This window comes from Achromobacter sp. 18P8.1.1, from assembly GCF_057799415.1.
Map to the genome: position 1 here is coordinate 23,871 of NZ_JBYOKH010000040.1, position 21,627 is coordinate 45,497.

20 protein-coding genes are annotated in these 21,627 nt (G+C 67.1%); 10 read left to right on the top strand and 10 right to left on the bottom strand.

Going from position 1 to position 21,627, the window contains the following annotated elements:
• Positions 1 to 35 precede the first annotated feature (35 nt).
• Genes AC27VE_RS22215 through AC27VE_RS22225 form a run of 3 tightly spaced genes read right to left on the bottom strand, consistent with a single transcriptional unit; the run spans position 36 to position 3,000 of the window.
• Positions 36 to 1,037: a lysylphosphatidylglycerol synthase domain-containing protein gene (locus AC27VE_RS22215; protein ID WP_488704981.1), complete on the bottom strand. Its 1,002-nt coding sequence runs from the start codon at positions 1,035 to 1,037 to the stop codon at positions 36 to 38.
• Entirely contained in the window at positions 1,034 to 2,236 is a 1,203-nt protein-coding gene (clsB, locus tag AC27VE_RS22220) for a cardiolipin synthase ClsB (RefSeq protein WP_488704982.1), read from the bottom strand. The genes AC27VE_RS22215 and clsB overlap by 4 nt, the downstream gene beginning before the upstream one ends.
• On the bottom strand, positions 2,233 to 3,000 hold the full coding sequence (locus AC27VE_RS22225) for an endonuclease/exonuclease/phosphatase family protein (protein ID WP_088587511.1): 768 nt from the start codon (positions 2,998 to 3,000) through the stop codon (positions 2,233 to 2,235). The genes clsB and AC27VE_RS22225 overlap by 4 nt, the downstream gene beginning before the upstream one ends.
• A gap of 219 nt (positions 3,001 to 3,219) precedes the next feature.
• On the opposite strand from AC27VE_RS22225, the gene AC27VE_RS22230 reads away from it, so the two are divergent.
• The 5 genes from AC27VE_RS22230 (at position 3,220) to AC27VE_RS22250 (ending at position 8,684) form a co-directional block, all read left to right on the top strand.
• Positions 3,220 to 3,723 carry an RNA polymerase sigma factor gene (locus AC27VE_RS22230; protein WP_488704983.1) on the top strand — a complete coding sequence of 168 codons (504 nt, stop codon included), beginning with the start codon at positions 3,220 to 3,222 and terminating at the stop codon, positions 3,721 to 3,723.
• Positions 3,710 to 4,678, top strand: coding sequence for a FecR family protein (locus AC27VE_RS22235; RefSeq protein ID WP_488704984.1), 969 nt, complete (start codon positions 3,710 to 3,712; stop codon positions 4,676 to 4,678). Before AC27VE_RS22230 ends, AC27VE_RS22235 begins: the two co-directional genes overlap by 14 nt.
• A gap of 131 nt (positions 4,679 to 4,809) precedes the next feature.
• Positions 4,810 to 7,242, top strand: a complete 2,433-nt coding sequence (locus tag AC27VE_RS22240) for a TonB-dependent receptor (RefSeq protein ID WP_488704985.1) — start codon at positions 4,810 to 4,812, stop codon at positions 7,240 to 7,242.
• 138 nt (positions 7,243 to 7,380) lie between these two features.
• Complete coding sequence (locus tag AC27VE_RS22245; RefSeq protein ID WP_488704986.1) at positions 7,381 to 8,103, top strand: ribonuclease activity regulator RraA; 723 nt, start codon at positions 7,381 to 7,383, stop codon at positions 8,101 to 8,103.
• A gap of 56 nt (positions 8,104 to 8,159) precedes the next feature.
• Positions 8,160 to 8,684, top strand: a complete 525-nt coding sequence (locus tag AC27VE_RS22250; RefSeq protein WP_488704987.1) for a hypothetical protein — start codon at positions 8,160 to 8,162, stop codon at positions 8,682 to 8,684.
• A gap of 28 nt (positions 8,685 to 8,712) precedes the next feature.
• Here the strand turns inward: AC27VE_RS22250 and AC27VE_RS22255 are convergent, their stop codons facing one another.
• Both AC27VE_RS22255 and AC27VE_RS22260 read right to left on the bottom strand, forming a co-directional pair.
• Positions 8,713 to 8,937 (bottom strand): YMGG-like glycine zipper-containing protein, encoded by a 225-nt coding sequence (locus AC27VE_RS22255; RefSeq protein ID WP_006225841.1) that lies wholly within the window; start codon positions 8,935 to 8,937, stop codon positions 8,713 to 8,715.
• Between the two features lie 10 nt (positions 8,938 to 8,947).
• Positions 8,948 to 9,331, bottom strand: coding sequence for a hypothetical protein (locus AC27VE_RS22260; RefSeq protein ID WP_088587506.1), 384 nt, complete (start codon positions 9,329 to 9,331; stop codon positions 8,948 to 8,950).
• Positions 9,332 to 9,538: 207 nt separating this feature from the next.
• Here AC27VE_RS22260 and AC27VE_RS22265 point away from each other — a divergent pair, with 207 nt between their 5' ends.
• Both AC27VE_RS22265 and AC27VE_RS22270 read left to right on the top strand, forming a co-directional pair.
• Entirely contained in the window at positions 9,539 to 9,991 is a 453-nt protein-coding gene (locus AC27VE_RS22265) for a DUF2946 family protein (RefSeq protein ID WP_488704988.1), read from the top strand.
• Positions 9,992 to 10,066: 75 nt separating this feature from the next.
• On the top strand, positions 10,067 to 11,488 hold the full coding sequence (locus AC27VE_RS22270) for a PepSY-associated TM helix domain-containing protein (RefSeq protein WP_488704989.1): 1,422 nt from the start codon (positions 10,067 to 10,069) through the stop codon (positions 11,486 to 11,488).
• Here AC27VE_RS22270 and AC27VE_RS22275 read toward each other — a convergent pair.
• Positions 11,455 to 12,123, bottom strand: a complete 669-nt coding sequence (locus AC27VE_RS22275) for a GntR family transcriptional regulator (protein ID WP_488704990.1) — start codon at positions 12,121 to 12,123, stop codon at positions 11,455 to 11,457. The two genes, AC27VE_RS22270 and AC27VE_RS22275, sit on opposite strands and share 34 nt — an antisense overlap.
• A gap of 212 nt (positions 12,124 to 12,335) precedes the next feature.
• Between AC27VE_RS22275 and AC27VE_RS22280 the strand changes: the two genes are divergently transcribed.
• The 3 genes from AC27VE_RS22280 to AC27VE_RS22290 are packed head-to-tail and all read left to right on the top strand — an operon-like array spanning position 12,336 to position 16,532.
• Positions 12,336 to 13,106, top strand: a complete 771-nt coding sequence (locus tag AC27VE_RS22280) for a LamB/YcsF family protein (RefSeq protein WP_488704991.1) — start codon at positions 12,336 to 12,338, stop codon at positions 13,104 to 13,106.
• A gap of 56 nt (positions 13,107 to 13,162) precedes the next feature.
• The gene (locus AC27VE_RS22285; RefSeq protein ID WP_488704992.1) at positions 13,163 to 14,782 is read left to right on the top strand and encodes a 5-oxoprolinase subunit B/C family protein; all 1,620 of its coding nucleotides are present in this window, start codon (positions 13,163 to 13,165) and stop codon (positions 14,780 to 14,782) included.
• A 16-nt stretch (positions 14,783 to 14,798) separates the two neighbouring features.
• On the top strand, positions 14,799 to 16,532 hold the full coding sequence (locus tag AC27VE_RS22290; protein ID WP_488704993.1) for an acetyl/propionyl/methylcrotonyl-CoA carboxylase subunit alpha: 1,734 nt from the start codon (positions 14,799 to 14,801) through the stop codon (positions 16,530 to 16,532).
• A gap of 52 nt (positions 16,533 to 16,584) precedes the next feature.
• On the opposite strand, the gene AC27VE_RS22295 is transcribed toward AC27VE_RS22290, so the two are convergent.
• From AC27VE_RS22295 to AC27VE_RS22310, 4 genes are all read right to left on the bottom strand, one after another.
• Positions 16,585 to 19,005: a TonB-dependent siderophore receptor gene (locus AC27VE_RS22295; protein WP_488704994.1), complete on the bottom strand. Its 2,421-nt coding sequence runs from the start codon at positions 19,003 to 19,005 to the stop codon at positions 16,585 to 16,587.
• Positions 19,006 to 19,107: 102 nt separating this feature from the next.
• The gene (locus tag AC27VE_RS22300) at positions 19,108 to 20,124 is read right to left on the bottom strand and encodes a FecR family protein (protein ID WP_488704995.1); all 1,017 of its coding nucleotides are present in this window, start codon (positions 20,122 to 20,124) and stop codon (positions 19,108 to 19,110) included.
• 5 nt (positions 20,125 to 20,129) lie between these two features.
• Entirely contained in the window at positions 20,130 to 20,768 is a 639-nt protein-coding gene (locus AC27VE_RS22305; protein WP_488704996.1) for an RNA polymerase sigma factor, read from the bottom strand.
• Between the two features lie 161 nt (positions 20,769 to 20,929).
• A complete protein-coding gene (locus AC27VE_RS22310; RefSeq protein ID WP_424625613.1) occupies positions 20,930 to 21,610 on the bottom strand; it encodes a hydrolase in 681 nt (226 codons plus the stop codon).
• Positions 21,611 to 21,627 lie beyond the last annotated feature (17 nt).

Sequence of the window (21,627 nt, forward strand, 5' to 3'; positions counted from 1 at the left end):
GCAGCAAGCGGCGTGCCCGGGCGGGCGCCGAGCGCCTACGGAGACGCCTTTTCGTGCCCGGATAATGCGGCCGGCGCCTGGCGCTTGCGCCACGCGATGCGCGCTTCCACGATCGGAAAGGCGGCCAGCGCCAGGCACAGCGGCGCCAGGGCGTAGCAGGCGCGGTACGCCAGGGCGGCGCCCAACACCTCGGAATACGGCAATTTCGGCGCCAGCACGGCGACGAAGATCGCCTCTGTGGTGCCCAGCCCGCCCGGCACACGCGTCAGCACGGCCGCAAAGCTTGAGCACAGCAGGATGCCCAGCACCACCGGGTACGGCGCCTTGCCCTGTAGCAACACATAGGCCACCGCGCCCATGAACATCCACGACAGGCCGGCGAACAGGCATTGCAGCGCCGCCATGCGGGCGCGTGGCAAGGTCACGCGTTGGCCCAACCAGGTGGCCGAGCGCCGGCGCGCGCGGGCGCATGCCCAGACATAGCCGATGCCGGCTGCCAGCATCACCGCCCCCATCAGCCGGAGCACGCCGCTGCCCACATCCCAGCCCTCGGGCACCGGCAATGCGCCGCTCACGAACACCGCGCCCGCCACCCACGCATAGCCGATCCAGTTCGAGGCCGCTGAAAACAAGGCCACGCGCGTGGCCACCGCCTTGCGGCAACCCAGCCTGGCGTACAGGCGCAGCCGGGTGCCCAGCCCGCCGAGCAACACGCCCAGATTCAGGTTCAAGGCATAGCTCAGCATCGCCACGCCCACCACGGTCGGCCAAGGCAACTTGTGGCCCGTGTATCGGCGCCCCAGCAGATCCAGCGTGGCATAGCTCAGATAGCCCAGCACGACCAGCCCGCCGGCCATCAGGATGGCGTCGCGGGGAATGCGGCGCATGGCTTGCCATACCTGCGGCCAATCCACCGAACGGCCGAAATAGAACAACAGGCCCGCCACCACGGCCAGTATCAGCCAGGGCAGCACCTTCTTGATGCGCGGCCAGCGATGGCGCAGCGAGCGCATGAGGTTCGTGCGGAAGACCCTCATGCCGTCTCGCCTTCGCCCGGCGGGGCGGGCTTGATGGTCTGTAGCTTAGGCTTGTGGGCGGGCAGCGAGCCCGCCCAGGCCGGAAAGCGCCGCAGAAAATGGAAGACCACCACGCCGACCCAGAACCGGCGCAGCGCCCGGGTGGGTTTGGCGCTCTTAGGAACCGGCTTGCAGTCCTGCGCGATCAGGCGCTCCAGGCTGTCACGCAAGGCCGCGTTCAGCGACGCGTCGCGGGCCACCACGTTCGCCTCCAGGTTCAGGGCCAGGCTCAGCGGATCCAGATTGCTGGACCCCACCGTGCACCAATCGTCGTCCATGCAGGCTACCTTGCCATGCAGGGGACGCTTGCAGTATTCGTAGATCTCGACGCCCGCGCTCATCAGGTGGTCATAAAGCATCGTGGCCGCCAGGCGGGCCACCAGCATGTCGGGTTCGCCTTGCAGCAGCAGGCGCACCCGGACACCGCGACGGGCCGCATTGGCCAGGTCGCGCAGCAGGCGATAGCCGGGAAAGAAATAGGCGTTGGCGATCAGCACGTCTCGCTTGGCGGCGCGCAGGCCCGCACGGTAATAGCGTTCGATGTCAGTCGTGTGGCCCAGGTTGTCGCGCACCACCAGCCGTCCGCCGCCGTCGCCGTCAGGCACCGAGGCCACGGGCGGCCGTCGCCACCGCCGCAGCGGGCGCCGCTTCAGGGCCGCGCGGGCGTAGTCGGCGATATCGGCCGCCAAGGGGCCATCCACCTGCACCGCGTAATCCTGCTTGGCTTCCGGACCGAAATCCGGCAGATGGTCCGCCGAGAAATTGATGCCGCCCACCAGCGCGCACTGGCTGTCCACCGCGACGATCTTGCGGTGCATGCGGCGGAATACGTTGGTGCGTATGCCCAGAAGCCTGGGCCGAGGGTCAAAAATATGGACGCGCACGCCGCTTTCCGTCATGGCGCCGATGAACGCGGGCGTCAACTCATCCGACCCGTAGCCGTCCACCAGCAAGTCCACGCTGACGCCGCGCCCGGCGGCCGCGATCAGCGTCTGCTGCAATTCCTGTCCGACCTTGTCCTCGAACAGAATGAAGGTCTCGACCAACACCTCGTGCTTGGCCGACTCGATGGCGCGGCGCACAGCCGGGAAATAGACTTCGCCATTCTCCAGCAGCGTGTAGCGGTTGCCCTCCCGCCATCCCAGATCAACGGTCGTCATAGCGCGATCTCCGCTGAAATCGGCACGTGATCCGACAATCGCGACCAGACTCGCGAGGCCAGCGGGACCGGGCGCCAGTCGCGCACGCTGCGCACATAGATCCTGTCCAGCCGCAGCAAGGGCCAGCGTGCGGGGAAGGTGCGGGCAGGGCGGCCCAGCCGGGTGGTGAACACCTCCTGCGTGCCGCAGCCGGCCATCAACCGGTCCGCGTTCAAGCGCCAATCGTTGAAGTCGCCCGCGATCAGCAGGGGTTCGCCTGCCGGCACGTCGCGGCTGACCAGCTTGCAAAGCCCGTTCAGTTGCTGGCCCCGATGCCGTTCCAGCAGGCCCAGGTGCACGCAGATCGCATGGACGGGCGCGCTGTCCGGGACGCGCAAAACGCAATGAAGCAGGCCGCGGCCTTCGTGCCCGTCCACGCTGACGTCATGGTTCTCGTACCGCTCGATCGGGTAGCGCGACAGGATTGCGTTGCCGTGATGGCCGGCCGGATAGACGGCGTTGCGGCCATAGGCGAAGTCCGTCCACAGCGTATCGGCCAGGAATTCATATTGGGACGACGCCGGCCACGCGGTCGGGTGGCGCTCGGCATGAGCCTGGTGCTCGCCCAGCACTTCCTGCAGGAACACCACGTCCGGAGCGGCGGTCCGCAGGGCTGCGCGCAGGTCGTGCAGCATGAAGCGCCGGTTGAAGCTGGTGAACCCTTTATGGGTGTTGACGGTCAGCACCGTCAACCTCCGGGAGGCATCGTGGTTCGGGGCGGGCATGGACTCTCCGGGGTGGGAAACTTCCGCCTCTGCGCAATTAGCGTGCCTGGGCCGGCTTCCCGCCGCGCTCAGCAGGGGAAAATCGCCCGCCTCGCCTAGGGCTCGGGCCGGCTGGTGCGGAAAAACCGGTATGCCCTGCAGATTTTCCCGACGCCGGGCAGTGACATGACAATCGCTAATAAAAAGCATTATCATGCCGCTTCGCATCGATCCCGCCCCATGTCACCCTCCCGGTCTCGTCCACACGGCTTTCTTGCCTATTACGAAGAACTGCTCGCCGTCTGGACCCGCAAGCTGGGGTGCCGCGACGCCGCGCAGGACTTGACCCATGACGCCTTCGTGAAGTGCCTGGAGGCCGGTTCCGACCACGTTGAACAGCCGCGCGCCTATCTGCATCAGGCGGCGCGCAATACGGCTGTGGACGGCTTCCGCCGCGAAGGCGGGCACGAGTGGGTGACGCTTGATACCATAGCGGCCCACCCCAGCGAGCTGGGCGATCCCGTGGCGCAGGCGCGCACGCAGCAATTGGGGCAGGCGCTGGAAACCGCGCTGGCCGAATTGCCGCTCAAATGCCGCCAGGTCTTCATCTGGCAACGGCTGGAAGGCCTGACGCAGGCCGAGATCGCCGAGCGCATGGGCCTGAGCAAAAACATGGTTGAAAAATACATGATCCGCACCGCCTTGCACCTGCGCGAACGCCTGGGGGCCTATGCGCCCAGCTAGCGACGCGCCGCGGGCCGAGGCAGCCAAATGGTTCGCCCGCACGCGGTCCGGCGAACTGGACACCGCCGGGCAGGCCGAACTGCAGGCCTGGCTGGCCGCCGATCCGCGCCACGCCTACGAATACCGCGTGCTGGAATCCATCTGGCAGGCCGCGGCCGAGGTGCCCGCCGACCGTTTGCGGGCGCTGGCCCAGCCGCGCCGGCGCGCGTCGTCGTCCGGACGGCGCCAGGTGCTGGCGCTGAGCGTGACTGCGTTGGCGGTGGCGGCCGGCGTGCTGTTCTGGCAGCAGTATCAGCCCGCTTCCGTGCAGACCGCGGAGTACCGGACGGCGCCCGGTGAGCGCCGCGTCGTGGCGCTGCCCGACGGGTCCAGCGCGGAATTGAACAGCCGCACCCACGTGAAGGTGCGGTTCGATGCGGCCGCAAGACAGGTCGAACTGCTGGAGGGCGAAGCGCTGTTCGCCGTCGACAAGGACACCGGCCGGCCGTTCGTGGTGGACGCCGGGCTGGGCACGGCTACCGTCACGGGCACGCGTTTCGACGTGCGGCGCGATGCCGAGGAAGTGCGTGTGATGGTCGAATCCGGCTCGGTGCGGGTGGCCGGGCGCCAGGACGAACCGGGCCGCGCCGTGTCGGTAACGCCAGGACTCGGCGCCCGCGTCGGCGCGCAGGGCAAGGTCGAGCCGCCACAAACGGCGCCTGTCGCCTCGGCCCTGGCCTGGCGGGCGGGGCAGATCGTCTTCAGCGACGCCGACCTGGCCAGCGCGGTGCGGGAAGTCTCGCGCTATCGCGCACAGCCGATCGTGCTGGCCGATGGCAAGGGGCTGGCGGACCTGCGCCTGACCAGCGTCTTCCGTATCGACGACACCGATGCCTTCCTGACGGCGCTGCCGCACATCCTGCCGGTGACGGTGCGCAAATTGCCCGACGGACGGGCCGAAGTCGTGGCCCACTAAGGCCGCGAGGGGGCCGGCAAAAATATTTCGCGCCGGCATTCAGGTTTTTTTCCGCTTTTGCGTCTTCTCTCTTATCGCGGGGCTATGCCGGCCAAGGGGGCCGGAGACCGTCCCAATCAGGAGAGGATGAAGTGGATCGCAATAAGAACAAGCGGGCGCGGCCGGTGGCCTGCCGGATCAGGGCCGTCAGCGCGGTGGTGTTGATCGTCTTGGGGGCGCCCGCCGCCTGGGCCGCGTCGCCGACGGTCGCCATCGATCTCCCCGCCCAGCCTTTGGACGCTGCGCTCAAGCGCCTGGCGCAGCAGCATGGCCTGCAGATCTTCTACACGCCGCAAGCCGTGGCCGGCATGCAAGCGCAGGCGGTGTCGGGCACGATGACACCCGAGCAGGCCCTGGACGCTTTGCTGCGCGACACACCGTTGCGCGCCCGCCGCGAAGGCAGCGCCATCATTCTTGAACCGGCCAGCGCCGCCGCGCCGACGGTGCTGGCGCCGATCGAGGTCAGCGCCTCGCGCATGGCCAGCAACCTGGTCAGCCCGGTGCAGCAGACCATCGTGCTGGAACGCGACAACCTGCAAGAACTGCGTACGGGCTCAGACAGCCTGGCGACGGTGCTGTCCAAGGTCGTGCCCGGCATGGCCGATTCCAGCCGCACCATCACTGATTACGGCCAGACGCTGCGCGGCCGCGGCATCCTGGTGCTGGTGGACGGCATCCCGCTGAATACCAACCGCGATTCGTCGCGCAACCTGGCCAACATCGATCCGGCCATCATCGAACGCGTCGAAGTGTTGCGCGGCAGCAGTTCGATCTATGGCGCAGGGGCCACGGGCGGGATCGTTTCAATCACGACGCGCCCGGCCGGGGGCGAACCCGTGTCCGAGACCACGCTGACCGCCGTCTCGCCGCTGAGCCGCTTGCGTGCCGATGGCCTGGGTGGCCAGCTGCAGCAGCATTTCGCGGGCAGCCAGGGCAAGCTTGATTACGCGTTGGACCTGGGCGCGCGCCACAACGGCGCCTCTTACGACGCGCAGGGCCGTCGCATTGCCTCCGAGCCCAGCCAGGGCGACCTGTTCGACTCCAACATCTACAGCGTGGGCGGCAAGCTCGGCTTGCGCATCGACGACGACCAGCGGGTGCAACTGTCGGCCAGCTATTACAACGCCGACCAGGACAGCAATTACGGCTCGGACCCTTCAGTGGGCCGATTGCCGCCGGGCACGGCGCGCGCCTTGCCGCTGGGCGGGTTGGAACTGGTCGACCAGAACCAGATCCGCAACACGCTGGTGAACCTGGAATACCAGCATCAGAACCTGTGGGGCAGCAAGCTGTCGGCCCAGGTCTATTACCGCGACTATTACACGCGCTTCACGCCGTTCGACGCCCGCGCCGTGGTCACGCGCGGCGGTAACGTCGACCAGGCCATGCAGAATTCGAAGGTGCTGGGCAGCCGGCTGACCATCGACACGCCGCTGGGCGCCTCCGACAAGACCCGCCTGCTGTGGGGCGTGGACTTCAACCAGGAACGCAGCGACATGCCGATCGACATCTTCGATCCGGCCGCGTTCGACAGCAGTGGCGGGCGCGTATTCCGCAAGACGGGCACGCTGACCTACATGCCGGAACTGACCACGCGCAGCACGGGCATCTTCGGCCAGCTGGAGCATCGCTTCAACGATCAGTGGTCCGGGCAGGGCGGCGTGCGCTACGAATATTCGTCGGCGCGCTTCAATGATTTCGTGCCGCTCTCGCAGTCGCGGGTGCCGTCGCCGGCCACGGTCCAAGGCGGCACGGTGAACTACGACGCCTTGCTGTTCAATGTGGGCCTGAGCTATGAGCCCGTGCGCGGCCAGGAGTTCTACACGTCGTTCAGCCAGGGCTTCCAGTTGCCCGACATCGGTGTGCAGATGCGCAACGCGCGGCCGGGCTTCGACATCGGCTCGTCGGACCTGGAACCCGTCAAGACCAACAACTACGAGCTGGGCTGGCGCGGCGGCCTGGGCAACACAACGGCGTCGCTGGCGGTGTTCTACACCACGTCCAAGCTGGGCGACGTGCAGAGCTTCAACAATGGCCTCATCCTGACCCGCACGAAGGAACGCGTGTACGGCGTGGAAGCCGCCGCGGATTACCTGACGGACGACGAGGTCTGGGGCGCGGGCGGCACGTTCACCTGGATGAAGGGGCAGGAACAGCCCGATGGCGGCGAATGGCGCAACATGACCGGGTACCGCATTCCGCCGGTGAAGTTGACGGGCTACGTGCAGTACCGGCCTAACGAGCGCTGGAGCAACCGCATCCAGGCCAACTACTACGCCAGCAAGGACTATCGGCTGGACGGCGTGGCCAGCTTCGGGCGGCGCGAGGTCAACAGCTATTTCACGGTGGACGTCATGAGCCGCTACCAGTTCACCAAGAAGGACACGGTGACGGTCGGCATCGAAAACCTGTTCAACCGCGACTACTACCCGCTGTACAGCCAGCTGATGCGCAGCAGCACCAATACCAGCCGCCTGCCAGCGGCCGGTACCGTGCTGACGTTGACGTATCAGCACCGCTGGTAAGCCTGAGGGGCGGCGCGCGCCACAACGGCAAATCCGAAGACGCAGGTATAAAAAACGGATTCTGAATCTGCAAAAACCGTGTTGTGTTGCGTTTTGCGCAGGGTCACAATCGAAGTCCATTCAAGGAGAATCTGCATCATGACGATTGCAACTCAGCCTTTGGACGGCCGCGTCGTCCAGGCCTTGTCCGGCATCACCACCGCCACGCTGACCACCGTGCTGCTCAAGAAGGGGCTGCGCAACGTGTGGCTGCGGGGCGCGCAGCCGTTGGCGCCGGGCGCCAAACGGATCGTGGGGCGCGCGTTCACGCTGCGCTTCGTGCCGGCCCGCGAAGACCTGGCCACGCCGGCCTCGTGGGCGTCGCCCATTTCGACGCGGGCGGCGATCGAGGACATGCCCGAGGGCTGCATTGCCGTGGTGGACGCGATGGGCGTGACGGATGCCGGCATCTTTGGCGACATCCTGTGCGCACGGATGCAAAAGCGCGGCGTGGCCGCGCTGGTGACGGACGGCGTGGTGCGGGATCTGGAAGGCGTCGAAGGCACCGGCCTGCCGGTGTGGTGCAGTGGTGCGGCCGCGCCGCCGTCCGTGGCCGGCCTGACCTTCGTGGGCTGGCAGGAACCCGTTGGCTGCGGCGGCGTCGCGGTGTTTCCGAATGACGTGATCGTGCTGGACCGCGATGGCGCCGTGCTGATTCCCGCCGCCTTGCTGGACGAGGTGGTCGAGATCGCCATCGAGCAGGAACGGCTGGAAGGCTGGATCATGCAGCAGGTGGAAGCGGGCGAGAAGTTGCCCGGCCTGTATCCGCCCAACCAGGAAAACCAGGCCAGGTACCAGGCCTGGCGCGCCAAGCAAAGCTAGGGTTTGGCTGGCAGAGGGGCGGACGGCGCGATGCGGCACAAGGGATAATGCGGCGCATGACGCCTGTCTCCTTGATCGCCTTTCTCCAAAGCGGCGCCTTCGGCCCGTACGTTCCGGTTGCCGGCGCTTCGCCGGAAGCGGTGTTTGCGGCGCTGGGGCCGGCCGACCAGGTCTACAACCCGAATGATCCCGATCGCCCGTACGTCCCGGGCGACGTCGATTGTTTTCCGCTGATCGTGGCCTACGGCGACGTTGAATTCCACTTTGAGTCACCGGCGTCGCTCGTCACCGTCTTCGTCGACAGCTTCAGCGGCCCGAACGGCGCAGCCTGCGGCGGCCCGCTGACGTTGACCGAGGTCGGCCTGCTGTGTGCGGAAACCCCCATGCCGCGCTTTCTGGATGCCGCGCCGCAGCACGGAATCGCCATCCGGTCGGTGCGCCCGCATGCGCCGCCCTACGCCTTCCTGGTCACGACCGAGGGCGGGGTTGAAGTGGGGTTTGAGCACGACGATCCCGATGAGCCGGGATCCGTCGCCGGGTTGAAATGGTTTTGCTGGACGCCCCGGGCGGCGGCCACGTAAGGGCCGCGCCCCGGGGCGGAACGCGGGGTCAGTAGGATTTGCCGCCGCGGATATTGCCCGCGACGCCGCCTGCCACGCCGCCGATGGCGGCTCCCGTCCATGCGCTGCCGCCCGCGATGGCGGCAATGCCTGCGCCCGCGGCGGCGCCGATGGCGGCACCCGACACGGTGCCTTGCTGCTTGGGCGTCATGTTCGTGCAGGCCGCAAGCGTCCCTATCGCGACGCCGATGACAATCGATCGAATTAGCTTCATGACAGCTCCTTCAGGGCTTGCGCTTCGTGCCGGGGACGACGATCTCGAACCACAAGGTCTCGATCACGGGGCGGTCCAGCTTGGTGGGGTTCGCAGCGTACCAACTGTCCAGCCCGTCACGCACGGAGTCCAGGGTGTGCGCTTGCAGGCCATTGGCAAACCGCGGAACCAGGGTCTGGGTGTCGGTGAGCTTGCGCCGTTCCTGGTACGCGCGTTCCACTTGCAGCAGGTTGGCGATCCCCAGCAGGTAGGCTTTCTTCAGGCTGGCGTCTGATTCCGTCCATTGCTTCCCGGTGACGATGGGGGCCGGATCGGTGGTTTGGGCCACGCCAGGCGTGGTGAACAGCATGGACAGCGCAAGGGCTGCCGGGCCTAACAGGTGTTTCACTTTCATCGCAACGCTCCTCGCGGGCTTAAAAGATAAAAAACGACCTTTCGACGCCGTGTCGGGCTCAAGGGAATGCCTCGGTCCAAAAACGGGTTTGCTCAATTTATGCCCGAAACAGGGCATCCGCAAGCAGAAAGCGTCGCCCGACTTGCGGTGGGGCGCGAGTAGAATTCTGCCGTGGCGCCGGAATCCGCCGGCGCGCTGGATGGGCGCATGCGCACCGGACTTTCCTGTCGATTCCCACGCACTGCCTCGGCCGCCGATTTCGGGCGGCTGTTGCTGCTGCTGTTGCTGGTGGCGCGGGCCTGGGTACCGGTGGGATATATGCCGGACGCCGACGCCCTGCGGCAGGGCCGGCTGGCCCTGGGCTTCTGCGCGGCAGGCGGCGGGTCGTTGTCGGCGTTGCGCGTGCTGACCACGCAGCACGATCCCCATCTCGGCCATCATGGACACGGCACGCCTGACGAGCGCGGCGGGGCAGGGCAGGAATGCCCCTTCGGCCTAAGCGCCCATCAGGTGCTGGACGTGCCGCCGATGCTGGCGGTGGCGCCCGTGCTGCTGCGCTGGTTGGCCCAGACGCCGCTCCAGACAGACAGCCCGCGTCCGCCCATGCCGGCCGCCGGCCCGCCAGTGGGGCCACGCGCACCACCTTCGACCTTCGAATGACCGTAACCGGCGTGCGCGCACTGCGCGCATGAATGCCGCCCCGGCAGGGCGGCGTCGTTCGTATTCGAGGATCCCATGTCCACCCAAACCCTGGATTCCCCCGCGGCGCCCGCGCGCGAGCGGGCTGCGGGACGCAGCGCCTTGCTGGCGCTTATCACCCGACTGCATTTTTATATCGGGCTGTTCGTCGGCCCCTTCATCCTGGTGGCGGCCGTCACCGGCACCTTGTTCGTGCTGACGCCCCAGATCGAAAACCTGCTTTACGCCGATCAGCTGCGCACCACCTCGACAGGCCCGGCCCAGTCCCTGGCCAGCCAGGTCCAGGCGGCGCAGGCGCGCATCGGCGCTGGCCCGCGGCTGTTCGCCGTGCGCCCGGCGCCCGGCGCGGGCGACACGACGCGCGTGATGTTCACGTACCCCGGCCTGGGTGATTCCGAAAGCCGGGCCTTGTTTGTGGACCCCGTCACGCTGGACATCAAGGGCGACATGATCGTCTACGGCACCAGCGGCACGCTGCCGTTCCGCACCGCGCTGGACTATCTGCACCGCAACCTGATGTTGGGCGAAGTGGGCCGCAACTACAGCGAGCTGGCCGCCTCATGGATGTGGCTGGCCACCCTGGGCGGGCTGGTGATGTGGCTGGCGGGCCGCCGCCGTAATCCGGCCGCGATGGCGCGCGGCCCGCGTCTGCGGACGCGCCGCTGGCACACGCTGTTGGGCTTGTGGCTGGCGGTGGGGTTGCTGTTCCTGTCCGCGACGGGCCTGACCTGGTCGAACTGGGCAGGCGGGCGCGTGGACCAGCTGCGGGCGCAATTGGGCTGGATTACGCCGTCCGTGTCGCTGAAGCTGCCGGGCGCCGGGATGCCGCCTGCGCAGGGCGAGGGCGAACACGCACATCATCATGGCGCCATGGCGGGCATGGCCATGACGCCGGCGGCAGCGCCTTCAGGCGATATCGATCGCATCCTGGACACCGCGCGCGCTGGCGGCATCGATAGCGACCAGCTGGAGATCCGGCCGCCACGCACCGCTGATCAGGCGTGGACAGTACGGGAAGTGGACCGTTCGTGGCCCACGCAGGTGGATACCATCGCCATCGATCCGGCCACCTACACCGTCACCAGCCGCGCGGACTTCGCCACGTTTCCGCTGATCGCCAAACTGATCCGTTGGGGCGTGGACATGCACATGGGCATTCTGTTCGGCTGGCCGAACCAGTTGCTCATGGCCGCCATCGGCGTGGCGCTGACGGTGATGATTGTCTTGGGCTACCGCATGTGGTGGTTGCGCCGTCCGGCGTCGGGCGCGTCCGGCCAGACGCTGACGCAGGCGTGGCGCGAACTGGCCTGGCCGGGCCGCATCCTGGCCGCCGTCGCGGCATTGGCACTGGGGTGGTGCCTGCCCGTGATGGGCGTCAGCCTGCTGGTATTCCTGGCGGTGGACGTGCTGCGGACGTGGCGGGCTCAGCCGCCCGCGGCGCTGACGCGGCGCGCATAGCTCGCCAGCACGATGCGCTCGGATTGGGCCAGGTAGTCCTTGAGCGCATCGGCGGCCTTCTGGAATTCGCCGGCTTCGACGAGTTCCAGGATCCGCTTGTTCATTTCGGCGTACGGCGCGTGCAGGAATTCCGGGTCCTGCAGCAGGCCGAAGACCAGGCGCAGCTCGGCCAGCAATAGCGAAAACATGGTGTTCAGCCGTTCACTGTCGGCCAGTTCCACGATGGCCATGTGGAAGGCCATGTTCGCCGTTCCCACGCCCGACCAGTCCTGGTTTTGCCGGCGGGCCACCGCGTCATCCACTGCCTGGCGCATGCGCTGATGCGCGGGATGGTGGGGGTATGCCTGGGCCAGCGCCTGGCATTCGATCATGCGCCGCACGCGGTAAAGATCGATGATCGACGCCATGCTGGGCACCGCGACCGCCACGCCGCGGTTGGGCGAATGGGTCAGCAGGCCTTCCTTGGTCAGGTTGCGGAACGCTTCGCGCAGCGTATTGCGCGATACATCCAGACTTTGCGTCAACGTCGCCTCGGACAGCCGTTGGCCGGGCGCGAATTCGCCGTTGATCAGCCGGCGGCGTACCTGTTCGGTGACTTTGTCGGTCAGGGTCTGGTGCGCGTTCGGATCGGTCATAGGCGGGTGTGGCGCAGCCGAAAGAGCTGCTTGGTTCCGAGTGTATCTGAGCGTTGGCCGGATTGCCCTGCATATCAAGTGATTTTGTACTGGCTTGGGGCAATTACTGATAGGCAATTATCTGCTATCTGATCTACTATTCATAAAAATTGTAGAACAATGCTGTAACAGACGTTCTACACTTCGACCTGACGGTAAATGGCGAACAAGCAATGACCACGATTGATCTGAACAGCGACCTGGGTGAAAGCCTGGGCGCCTGGACCATGGGCGACGACACCGCAATGCTGGCGCTGGTCTCCAGCGCGAACGTGGCTTGCGGTTTCCATGCGGGCGACCCCGCCGGTATTTTGGCCACGCTGAAAGGCGCTGCAGCCAACGGCGTCGCGGTGGGCGCGCACGTGTCCTACCCGGACCTGACAGGTTTCGGCCGCCGCAACATGGACGTGGCCAGCGCCGATCTGGTGGCGGACGTCATCTATCAGATCGGCGCGCTCAAGGGCCTGGCGGCGGCCGCGGGCACGCAGGTCAGCTACGTCAAGCCGCACGGCGCGCTGTACAACACCATCGCGCATGACGCGCGCCAAGGCAACGACGTCATCACCGCCATCCTTGAAATCGACCCGGCACTGGCGCTGGTGTGCCTGGCCGGTTCGCCCCTGCTCACGCTGGCGCGAGAGCGCGGCCTGCGCGTGGTGTCCGAGGCCTTCGCCGACCGGGCCTATACCCCGCAAGGCGCATTGGTTTCCCGCCGCGAGAAGGGCGCCGTGCTGCATGACGCTGAAGCGGTCGCGCAGCGCATGGTGCGCCTGGTCGAGGAAGGCGTGGTCGAAGCCATCGACGGCTCGCTCACCCGGGTGCAGGCGGATTCCATCTGCGTGCACGGCGACAGCCCGGGCGCGGTGGACATGGCGCGCGAAGTGCGTCGCCGCCTGGAGCAGTCTGGCGTTACCATTCGCTCGTTTGCAGGCGTCGCCGCGTAACGCCATCTTGCCCCATAGACGTTGAACCCCCGGGAATTTCCCGCCTAGGAGAACACGTGCGCTTTCTGCCCGTGAATACCGATGCCCTGCTCGTTGAACTGGACGATCTTGAGCAGACCCTGGCGCTGTTTGATGCGCTGCAGGCCCGGCCGATCGACGGCGTCGCCGAGCTGGTGCCGGCTGCGCGCACCGTGTTGGTGGTGTTCCGCCCGGACCGCGTGACGCGCGAGGCGCTGATCGCCGATATCGGCGGCCGCGACACATCGGGCCGTGTTGCGCGCGACGGCACGCTGATTGAAATTCCCGTCCATTACAACGGCGAAGACCTGGGCGAAGTCGCAACCCTGCTCGGCATCCCCCCCGAAGAAGTGGTGCGCCGCCACACGGCCAGCACCTATAGCGTGGCGTTCACCGGCTTTGCGCCGGGCTTTGCGTATCTGAGCGGCGGCGACCCCAGCCTGGACGTGCCCCGGCGCAAGACGCCGCGAACGCGCATCCCGGCGGGCGCCGTGGCGCTGGCCGGCACGTTCAGCGGCGTTTATCCGCAAGCCAGCCCCGGTGGATGGCAGATCCTTGGCGTGACGACGACCCCCATGTGGGACCTGTCTCGCGACACGCCCGCGTTGCTCCAGCCGGGCTATCGCGTCCGCTTCATCGACGCCGGTCCCGCGCCTGCCGCTCGCGCGGCTTCGACGCCCGCCACCGGCGCAGATCCCTCCACCTCCCGCCGGGCTGGCACCGCCACGCCTTCGCTGGAAGTGGTGGCGCCCGGCCTGCAAGCGCTTTTCCAAGACCTGGGCCGCCCCGGGCAGGCTCGCCAGGGCGTGGCTGCGTCGGGCGCAATGGATCGGGGCGCGCTGCGCGCCGCCAACCGGCTGGTCGGCAACTCGCCCGGCCAGGCCTGTATCGAAATCGTGTACGGCGGCTTCCAGGTCCGCGCGCATGGCGCCTGCGTGGTGGCCGTGACAGGCGCGCGAGGCGAGCTGACCCTGCGTGATGCCAAGGGTGCCAGCTGGACCGTTCCCGGCCACGAGGCTCTTGCCTTGAACGACGGCGACACACTCACGCTGGGGCAGCCGGGCGCGGGCATTCGTTACTACCTGGCCGCGCGCGGCGGCTTCGCTGTGGAACCCGTGCTGGGCAGCCGTTCGACCGATACGCTCGCGCGCGTCGGCCCCGATGCGCTTGCCGCCGGAGACCACATCGGCATCCTGCCGGCCGGGCAGGGGGCCATCGTCGGCGCGCCGGAACTGCCCGCTGCGGACCTGCCCATGCAGGACGTCGAGGTCGTGCTGGACGTCGTGCTGGGGCCGCGCACCGATTGGTGCGATGCTGAGGCCGTGGCGCTGCTTGCCAGCCAGTCCTGGACCGTCACCCCGCAGTCCAATCGTGTCGGTATCCGCTTGAACGGCGACCGGCCGCTGCAGCGCGCCAACCATGCCGAACTGCCCAGCGAGGGTACGCGCAAGGGGTCGATCCAGGTGCCTGCCAGTGGCCAGCCGGTGCTGTTCCTGGCCGACCACCCGCTGACGGGCGGCTACCCGGTAATCGGCTCCGTGGCGCCCTGGCACCTGGACCGCGCGGCGCAGATTCCCATCGGCGCGCGCGTGCGCTTCAACCCCGTTTCCGACTTTGTCCCGGTTGACGTTCCCGCCGCGCAAGTCACAACGCAATAACCTGAATATGCCAGCCATGAAGAAAGTCCTCATCGCCAACCGTGGCGAAATCGCGGTGCGCATCATCCGCGCTTGCGCCGATTACGGCGTGAAGTCCGTCGCGGTCTACGCCGACGCCGATTTCGACGCGCTGCACGCGCGCATGGCCGACGAGGCGTTCGGCTTGGAGGGCGACCGCCCGGCCGACACCTACCTCAATATCGACAAGCTGCTGGCGGTGGCGCGCCGCAGCGGCGCCGACGCCGTGCATCCCGGCTACGGATTCCTGTCCGAAAGCGCCGGCTTCGCGCGCGCCGTGATCGACGCCGGCCTCACCTGGATCGGCCCGTCGCCGGAAACCATCGAACGGCTGGGCGACAAGGTGCAGGCCCGCAAGATCGCCCTGGAAGTGGGCGCGCCGCTGGTGGCGGGCACGCCCGGTCCGGTCGGCGGCGCCGAAGAGGTGCTGGCCTTTGCGCACGAACACGGCTTGCCGATTGCCATCAAGGCGGCGTTCGGCGGCGGCGGGCGTGGCCTGAAGGTGGTCTGGCGCATGGAAGACGTGGCCGACCTGTACGAGTCCGCCGTGCGCGAAGCCGTCACGGCGTTTGGCCGCGGCGAATGCTATGTGGAGCAGTTCCTGGACCACCCGCGCCACGTCGAAGCGCAGGTGCTGGCCGACAAGCATGGCAAGGTGGTGGTGCTGGGCACGCGCGATTGCTCACTACAGCGCCGCAACCAGAAGCTGGTGGAAGAGGCGCCCGCGCCGTTCCTCAGCGACGAGCAGCGCCAGCGCATCCACGCGTCGGCGCGCGACATTTGCGCGCACGCCGGCTACGTTGGCGCCGGTACGGTGGAATTCCTGTTGAGCGCATCGGGTTCCATCTCGTTCCTGGAAGTGAATACCCGTCTGCAGGTGGAGCACCCCGTCACCGAAGAAACCTGCGGCCTGGACCTGGTGGTCGAGCAACTGCGCATCGCCGACGGCCTGCCGCTGGCCATCGACACCGCGCCCGCGCCGCGCGGCCATGCCATCGAATTCCGCATCAACGCCGAAGACGTGGGCCGCGGCTTCCTGCCGTCGCCGGGCCTCATCACGACCTTCGCCGCGCCGTCCGGCCCGGGCGTGCGCGTGGACAGCGGCGTGCAATCCGGTTCCACCATTCCAGGCATCTTCGATTCGCTGCTGGCCAAGCTGATCGTCACCGGCGCCACGCGCGAACAGGCGATCGCGCGCGCGCGCCGTGCGCTGGCCGAATTCCGCATTGAAGGCGTGGCCTCGGTGCTGCCGTTCCACCGCGCCGTGCTGGACCATGCCGATTTCATCGGCGACGGCCAAGGCTTCAAGGTGCACACGCGCTGGATAGAGACCGACTTCGCCACGGATCTGGAAGCCGCCGTGCGTCCGGCCCCGCTGGGCGCGGTGAGCCTGCACCGTACTGCGGTGGAAATCGATGGCCGGCGCGTGTCGCTGGGCCTGCCCGCCGAACTGCTGCGCGGCTTGCAATCCGCCGGCGCGGCAGCAGGCGGCGAGGCAACGGCCGCCCCGGCGCAAGCCAGCGCGCAAAGCGTGGCCGCGCCGATTGCGGGCACCATCCAGTCATGGAACGCCGAAGACGGCGCCACCGTCAAGCAAGGCGAACTGATCGCCACGATGGAAGCCATGAAGATGGAAATGCAAGTGCTGGCGCATCGCGACGGCGTGCTCACGCATCAGGCTGCCGCAGGCAAGGCGGTGACGGCAGGCGCCGAGATCGGGCGGATCGACTGATGGGGCCGCTGGGCGTCAACCGCCCAGCGCCTTCCGCACGCGCCGCACCACCCTAGAAGTCGATCGACGCCGACAGCATCACGGACCGCGGCGAACCCAGGCGCAAATACCCCTCGGAGGCCGACGACCAGTAATCCTTCCCAAAGACGTTGTTCACCGTCGCGCGCAGCGTGACGGGATGGTCGAAGGCGCGCGTGGCATAGCGCATGCCCACGTCCCAGCGCGTCCAGCCCGGAATGCGGCGGGTGTTCTCCAGATTCTGGTATTGCCAGCTGGTCGACAGCGCGCGCGCGCTCAAGGTCAGGCCCGGCGCGAACGACGGGTCCCATTCCATGCCGACGTTGGCCATCCAGCGCGGCACGCCGACGGCGCTGTTGCCTTCGGTATCCGGATTGGCGGTGCGCGTCATGGTGGGCTGGATATAGGTGATGCCGCCCAGGAGGCGCACGCCCCGGGCAAGCTCGCCGAAGGCGTTCAGTTCGACGCCGCGGTTGCGTTGCTCGCCGCTCATGTCATAGCGGGTCACCCCGCCGCTGACGGTCGTCAGTCCGGACGGCTGCTTGATCTGGAACAGGCCAAGGGTGGTCGTGACGGAGCCGAAATCGACCTTGACACCGGTCTCTATCTGCTTGGTCTTGATGGGCGCGAAGATCTCCCCGGCGTTGGAAGTGCCGGCCGGAGCGATGGGGCCGGTCGTCAGGCCCTCGATGTAGTTGGCGTAGAAGGAAACGTCGCTCCACGGCTTGACCACCAGCCCGAACGCCGGCGTCACGGCCGACTTGTCGTAGTTGGAAGTCTCCTGGCCCGTGGTGTAGCTGTAGTTGGTGGACTTCACCGTCTGGTAGCGCACGCCGGCCGTCAATTGCACGCGGTCATCGGCAAAAGAAAGCGTATCGGCCAGGGCGATCGTCGGCAGTTTCAGTAGCGAGGTGCGCGGCGGCGAACTCGACAGGCCATCGGTGGAGGGCTTGGGAATGTCGGCCGGGTCGTACAGATTAGACGGCGACAGGCCGAAGATGTAGTAGTCGTAGTAGCCGGCGCGCTGTTCGAAGGTCGAATAGCTCAGGCTGACCTCATGCTTGACCGAGCCCGTACTGAAATTGCCCCGGGCGCCCCACACGCTGGAGACGTTCTGCTCCCAGCTGGGCCAGTAGTACGGGCGCATCAGCAATTCGCCCTCGGAGCCGACAACGATGGGGTCCGCGTACAGGTAGCGGTTGTTGCTGCGCCGGTAACCGACGCCCCCGAACACGGTCAGTTGCGGCGTGATGTCGTACTCGGCGCGCAGCACGCCGTAGTTGTCGCGCGATTTGGAATAGCCCCAGTCGGGCGAATAGCCCTTGGATGCATCAGGCGCCCGAGGCACGGGCAGGTTGTCGCCAAAGATCAGCACGCCCGAATCCCCGGGCGCGTCGATGTTGTTCGTCTGGTGGCCGGCATCCAGCGAAACGCGCAGCTTGTCGCTGCGGTAGTCCAGCCCGACAACCGCCGTGCCCATCTGGTTGGACTGGTTCTGTACCGCCGTGTCGCCGTCGCGGTAAGAGCCGTTGAAACGGATGCCGAATTCGTTGTTTTCGCCAAAGCGCCGACCGATGTCGACCATGCCGCCGAAACGGGAATCGGATTGGTAGGTCGCGGTCAGGCGGGTCAAGGGTTCGTCGCCGGCGCGCTTGGGCACGACGTTGATGCCCCCGCCGACACTGCCTCGGGGACTCATGCCGTTCAAGAGGGCGGTGGGCCCTTTCAGCACCTCGACCCGCTCCACGCCGTCCATCGCGATCGTGCGCAGTGGCAGCATGCCGTACAACCCGTTGAAGGACACGTCCTGGTTGCGCACCGGGAAGCCGCGGATCTGGAATTCATCGCCCGTGCCGGCCACCGAGCCCTGGCCGTCATTGACCGTGCGCACTGAGGCGTCATTGGCCAGGACGTCGGCAATGGAATTCGCCTGCTGGTTCTGGATCAGTTCCGAGGTGTAGCTGGCCATGTTGAACGGCGTATCCATGACGTCGCGTTCGCCTAGCAAACCCACTCGGCCGCCGCGGGCGACCTGGCCGCCGGCATAGGGTTCGGACAGCTGCGAACGGCCCGTCACCACCACTGGCGCCAGCGTGGTGACGGCAGCGCCCTGGTCTGGGGCGGTCACCGCGAAGCCTCCACCCGGCGTGGCCGCGCTGGAGAGTCCAGACCCCGCCAGCAGCCGCGACAACGCCTCCTCGACCGTCATGCGTCCGGAGAGAGCCGGCGCGCTGTGCGCGGTCACCCGGGAGCCGCCCGCCATGATGGGAGTATTGGTCTGACGCGATAGCGCCGTCAGCGCGGTGTTCAGGGGCTGCGCGGGCAGGTTGATGCTGTAGAGCCGTTCGGATTGGGCTTGGGCCTGGGCGCGTGAGGGCGTGCCGGCCAGCGGCAGGCCGAGCGCGCCCGCTAGCGCCAGGGCCAACGCAGACCGGCGAATACCGGATTGGTGCATTTGAACTCCGTCTATCGAGAAAATCGTCGCCCCCATGGGCGGCCTATCGATACAGAAGACGGATCAGGCGCTAAAACGGATACACCCCGGGGCGAAAAATTTTCAGCGCAGCCGCAAGACGACGTCGCCGTTGGCGCGCGTTTCGGCGCGTAGCGGCAGGATGGCCTCGAGCAGGGCCGAGGCGCTGTTGGCGTCGGCGCTCCGGAATCGGCCGGTCAGGCGCAGGGCGTTGACCGCCGGGCTGGCCGTCGTCAAGGGGCGGGTTCGGAAGGCATTGATGGCAGGCAGCGCCTCGTCCAGGCGCTGATTGTCGAACCACAGCCAGCCATTGCGCCATGCAGCCACGCTTTCCGGGTCGATGCGCCGGACGGGCTCGACGTCTCCGTCACGCCAACTGATGGAGGTGTTGGCGCGCAGATCCAATGGGGCGCCGCCGCGGCTCAACGTATACCAACGGGCGTCGCGCGGCGCGGGGTGGAAGCGCACATGGCCTTCTTCGACGGCCAGCGAGATCGCGCCGCCGCGGTCGCTGACCGTGAAGACGGTACCCACGACTTCGACTTCGCCGCCCCGCGTGCGGACGCGAAACGGGCGGCTGGCATCGGGCGTTACCGTAAACAACGCTTCGCCGTGACTCAGTTCCACCACGCGTTCGTGCCGGTACAGGCTGACCGCGAGCCGGGTCTGGGCGCTGAGGTCTATCCGTGTACCCAAGCCCGCATCGTCGCCACGGTCGGGCAACTGCGCCTGGGCCAACTGGCCGGAACCGGTTTCATAAGATTCCCGGTACAACGGTTGGCGCCAGTACCATCCCGTGCCAAGCAAGGCGGTACAGGCGCCTGCCGCACCCCATCCCAGCAGCGCGCGGCGAGACATCTTGCGATCGGCGGCAACGGGACTGTCCTGTTCGAAGCGGTCGCGCATCTCTGGCGCGATCTCCCCCAGCAGCGTCCAGCGCCGGGCTGCTTCCAGGTAGGCTATCTCATGCAGAGGCGTGCGCATGCGCCACGCGGCCAACCGCGAGGCGGCCTGGCGTGCGGCGCGTTCTGTGGCGACTTCCGAAGTGGCGAGCAGGCTGAGTGCCTGTTCGACGAGTGCCTCGTCAGGTGCTTGCTGCATGATGGTCAGTTGCCGTCGTCCGTGACCGGATCGTACCGGGGTTGAGGAAGGTCGCGCGCGGCGGCCGGGCCGGTATCCAGATGCAGGTTGCGCAGGACGCGAGCGCAATCGAGCGTGCCGCGCACCAGGTGCTTGGCGACTGCCGCTTCCGTGATTCCCAGCTGTTGCGCGATTTCGGCACGGGTATGTCCATAGGCGCGATACAGCAGGAACACCTGCATCCGTCGCGCAGGCAAGGACGCCAGCACCTCGGCCACGCGCTCGACCATCTGTCGTTGCGACACGATCTGCTCGGATGAGGGTGCGGTCTGTTCGGCTTCGAGCGGCGCGTGCTCGGTCAGCCAGGTGTGGGCGACCTTGCGGCGCCGCGCTTCGTCGATGCACAGGTTATGGGCGATACGAAAGAGCAGCCCGCGCGGCGATTCCACGGCCAGGCCGTCTTTACCGGTGTCGGTTAGGCCGCTGGCGTAAGCCCGTTCAAAACTGGTCTGGGCAATGTCGGCAGCGTCGTCGGGATTGCGCAATTGGTAGCTCAGGTGCCGATACAAGTCTCGGTAGTGACTGAGCAGGTCGTCGACGAACTCGCGCACCGACAATGCGGTCGCGGTCCGTTTACCTGGACGGATCGGGGAGGGCGCTGACATGGGGGCAAGGGAAACGCCGCCCCGGGACAGCGGAGCGTGAACTCGGAATCAATCGCAATAATGATTCCCATTATTATTTTTTTATGCCTCGCCCCGCAAGCAATCGTTAACCCTCGACGCCGGGCCGGCGCAGTGGCGCGGCCCCGGCGCGGGCGTTGGGATCAGGTCCGCTGGGAGTCCAGCAGTTCCTGGTTCTTCTCGACTTCCTGGGCCTTCGCATAGCTTTCGGCCAGCAGCTGATAGGACGGGAAGATCGCACCGTAGAGTTCGGCCCATTGCGCGGCATCGTCGCGGTGCCACGTGCGTTGCAGTTCAGACGCGACGGCGGCGGTATCCATCGGCACCACGCCGGCCTGGACGACGCGGGCCAGCGTGATCTCTTGCGCCATCTTCGAGTACGTGCCCGACGCGTCGATTACGGCGAACACCTGAAAGCCTTCGTTCACCGCGGCAATGCTCGGGAAGGCCATGCATACGCTGGTAATGGTGCCGGCGATGATCAACTGCTTGCGGCCGGTGGCCTTCACCGCCGCCACGAATTCGGGGTTGTCCCACGCGTTGATTTCGCCGCGGCGGGCCACGTACTTGGCGTGCGGGGCGTTCTTGTGGATTTCCGGGATCAGCGGGCCGTTGGGACCTTGCGGCACGGACGCCGTCGTGATAACGGGCATCTTGGTCAGCGTGGCCATCTTCGCCAAGGCGCCAGCATGCGAACGCACAGTCGTGAAAGGCATGTCGCCGATGGTCTGAAACAGTCCGCTCTGGTGGTCGATCAACAGCATCGCGGCGTTGTCGGGGTCGATGACCGGGCGGGCGCCGTTGAAGTTTGCGGGGGTGCTCATGGATAGTCTCCTGGGGA

Coding starts and splice junctions, on each gene's coding strand:
- AC27VE_RS22225 (WP_088587511.1), bottom strand. CDS start 3,000: ATGCCCGCCCCGAACCACGATGCCTCCCGGAGGTTGACGGTGCTGACC.
- AC27VE_RS22290 (WP_488704993.1), top strand. CDS start 14,799: ATGAAGAAAGTCCTCATCGCCAACCGTGGCGAAATCGCGGTGCGCATC.
- AC27VE_RS22260 (WP_088587506.1), bottom strand. CDS start 9,331: ATGAAAGTGAAACACCTGTTAGGCCCGGCAGCCCTTGCGCTGTCCATG.
- AC27VE_RS22265 (WP_488704988.1), top strand. CDS start 9,539: ATGCGCACCGGACTTTCCTGTCGATTCCCACGCACTGCCTCGGCCGCC.
- AC27VE_RS22270 (WP_488704989.1), top strand. CDS start 10,067: ATGTCCACCCAAACCCTGGATTCCCCCGCGGCGCCCGCGCGCGAGCGG.
- AC27VE_RS22300 (WP_488704995.1), bottom strand. CDS start 20,124: ATGCAGCAAGCACCTGACGAGGCACTCGTCGAACAGGCACTCAGCCTG.
- AC27VE_RS22310 (WP_424625613.1), bottom strand. CDS start 21,610: ATGAGCACCCCCGCAAACTTCAACGGCGCCCGCCCGGTCATCGACCCC.
- AC27VE_RS22280 (WP_488704991.1), top strand. CDS start 12,336: ATGACCACGATTGATCTGAACAGCGACCTGGGTGAAAGCCTGGGCGCC.
- AC27VE_RS22250 (WP_488704987.1), top strand. CDS start 8,160: ATGACGCCTGTCTCCTTGATCGCCTTTCTCCAAAGCGGCGCCTTCGGC.
- AC27VE_RS22230 (WP_488704983.1), top strand. CDS start 3,220: ATGTCACCCTCCCGGTCTCGTCCACACGGCTTTCTTGCCTATTACGAA.
- AC27VE_RS22245 (WP_488704986.1), top strand. CDS start 7,381: ATGACGATTGCAACTCAGCCTTTGGACGGCCGCGTCGTCCAGGCCTTG.
- clsB (WP_488704982.1), bottom strand. CDS start 2,236: ATGACGACCGTTGATCTGGGATGGCGGGAGGGCAACCGCTACACGCTG.
- AC27VE_RS22215 (WP_488704981.1), bottom strand. CDS start 1,037: ATGAGGGTCTTCCGCACGAACCTCATGCGCTCGCTGCGCCATCGCTGG.
- AC27VE_RS22305 (WP_488704996.1), bottom strand. CDS start 20,768: ATGTCAGCGCCCTCCCCGATCCGTCCAGGTAAACGGACCGCGACCGCA.
- AC27VE_RS22255 (WP_006225841.1), bottom strand. CDS start 8,937: ATGAAGCTAATTCGATCGATTGTCATCGGCGTCGCGATAGGGACGCTT.
- AC27VE_RS22235 (WP_488704984.1), top strand. CDS start 3,710: ATGCGCCCAGCTAGCGACGCGCCGCGGGCCGAGGCAGCCAAATGGTTC.
- AC27VE_RS22275 (WP_488704990.1), bottom strand. CDS start 12,123: ATGACCGATCCGAACGCGCACCAGACCCTGACCGACAAAGTCACCGAA.
- AC27VE_RS22295 (WP_488704994.1), bottom strand. CDS start 19,005: ATGCACCAATCCGGTATTCGCCGGTCTGCGTTGGCCCTGGCGCTAGCG.